1 protein-coding gene and 1 pseudogene are annotated in these 1,882 nt (G+C 67.0%); one reads left to right on the top strand and one right to left on the bottom strand.

Annotated features, from left to right (window positions below; all coding sequences use genetic code 11):
• Positions 1-209, top strand: a pseudogene (locus DBR34_RS10525) (MFS transporter); the annotation flags it as partial.
• A 51-nt stretch (positions 210-260) separates the two neighbouring features.
• Here DBR34_RS10525 and fabV read toward each other — a convergent pair.
• On the bottom strand, positions 261-1,517 hold the full coding sequence (gene fabV, locus DBR34_RS10520; protein ID WP_128096754.1) for an enoyl-ACP reductase FabV: 1,257 nt from the start codon (positions 1,515-1,517) through the stop codon (positions 261-263).
• Between the last annotated feature and the right edge of the window lie 365 nt (positions 1,518-1,882).

Genomic DNA, 1,882 nt, shown 5'->3' with positions numbered 1-1,882 from the left:
CGGTTGAAATGGCCAGCGCGTTGTATGTCGGCGTGTTCAACGTGGGCATCGCGCTGGGCTCATGGAGCGGCGGCCAGCTGATGGACGGGCCGGGGCTGACCGCCATGCTGTGGTCGTCGGCGGTCTGTGCCGGCGCCGCGCTGGCCTTGGCGCTGGTGCTGACGGCACGCGGGCAACCGCCGCAGGCAGAAACGACAAACGCCGGGTAATCCCGGCGTTCGCAGTGCACGTCAGGCGTGCCCCTGATGGGGCGCCCCGGCTCAGGCCATGTCGACCAGGTTCGGGATCTGCACATCGGTGGCCACGTCGGCGTCGTAATCCACGCCGTCCACGCCGAACCCGAACAGGCGCAGGAAGTCGGCCTTGTAGCCGGTCAGGTCGCTGATCTCGTACAGGTTCTCGTTGGTCACCTGCGGCCACAGGGCCACCACTTCGCCCTGCACGTCCGGTGCCATTTCCTTGTAGTCAGCACGCAGGCGGCCGGCGTCGTCGATCAGTTCCACCTGGCGGTCGCCGTCGGTGAGTTCATGGCGCAGGCGCTCGGTTGCGGTGCCGGTGGCCTTGCCGCCGTAGACGATGTCGTACAGCGTATCGAGCTGTTCGATGCAGCCTTCGTGGGTGCCCTTTTCCTTCATCACCTTGAACAGCAGCGACAGGTACAGCGGCATGGTCGGGATGGCCGAGCTGGCCTGGGTGACCACGGCCTTGAGTACCGACACGCGCGCATCGCCGCCGATCGCCTGCAGCTTCTCGCGCAGGCCCAGCACCTTGTTGTCCAGGTCCTTCTTGGCCGCGCCGATCGAGCCGTTCCAGTAGATGGCCTGGGTGATCTCTTCGCCCACATAGGTGAAGGCGGTGGTGGTGGCGCCGTCGGCCAGCACGCCTGCTTCCAGCAGCGCGTCGATCCACATCTGCCAGTCTTCGCCGCCCATCACCGCAACCGTGCCGGCCACTTCTTCCGGGGTCGCCGGTTCAATGGTGGTCTGGGTGATCACTTCCTTGTCGGTGTCCAGGCCGCGCAGGGTGATCGGCGCGCCGATCGGCTTGAGCGTGGAGCTGATGATCTCGCCGGTCTTGGGATGCTTGCGGCGCGGCGCGGCCAGGCTGTACACCACCTGGTCGACCTGGCCCAGGTCCTGCTTGATCAGTTCGATGACCTTGGCCTTCACTTCATCGGAGAAGGCATCGCCGTTGACGCTCTTGGCGTACAGGCCGGCCTGCCCGGCGTACTTGTGGAAGGCGGCGGTGTTGTACCAGCCGGCGGTGCCGGGCTTGGTTTCGGTGCCCGGACGCTCGAAGAACACGCCCAGCGTGGCGGCATCGCTGCCGAAGGCGGCGGTGATGCGCGCGGCCAGGCCGTAACCGGTGGAGGCGCCGAGCACCAGCACCTTCTTGGGGCCGTTGGCGATCTTCGGCTTGGACTGGATGTACTCGATCTGCTGCTTGACGGCCGCATCGCAGCCGACGGGATGGGTGGTGACGCAGATGAAGCCGCGCACACGCGGTTTGATGACCATGGAAACCTCGTTTGGACTGGCGCAGGCCGGGCCTGCGCGATGAAAAGGGGCGGTGCGCGCCACCGGGGCGGCTGCGCGGAACGCATGGGATCGTAGTGTGCGGGGCGGTGTTTCACAACCGACGGGGGTGTATGGCGACGCTACTGTCAGCGCGCACGTGGGACGGCTGGGCACAGGCAGGACACGCCGTAAACCCGTCCCTGGGGGCTCGTGGTCCGCATCCATGCGGCCCAACGGTCCTGCCTGTGCCCAGCCGTCCCCCGCCAGACAGTGGGTCGCTTGCTGGGAGGAGAGCAGCCGGGCAGAGTCCGGCTCTACCAACGCGGGCTGATGCGGTGGGTGCCTCTCGCCTTTTTCGGCCGGTT

Origin of the sequence: Stenotrophomonas sp. HMWF003, from assembly GCF_003061285.1 — a bacterium.
Classification (GTDB): Bacteria; Pseudomonadota; Gammaproteobacteria; order Xanthomonadales; family Xanthomonadaceae; genus Stenotrophomonas; species Stenotrophomonas maltophilia_AP.
The sequence above is the reverse complement of the archived record's forward strand: the minus strand, read 5'-3'. Positions and strand labels throughout refer to the sequence as shown.

What these genes read in the sequence shown, in the direction of transcription:
- fabV (WP_128096754.1), bottom strand. Translation starts at nt 1,517, where the DNA reads ATGGTCATCAAACCGCGTGTGCGCGGCTTCATCTGCGTCACCACCCAT.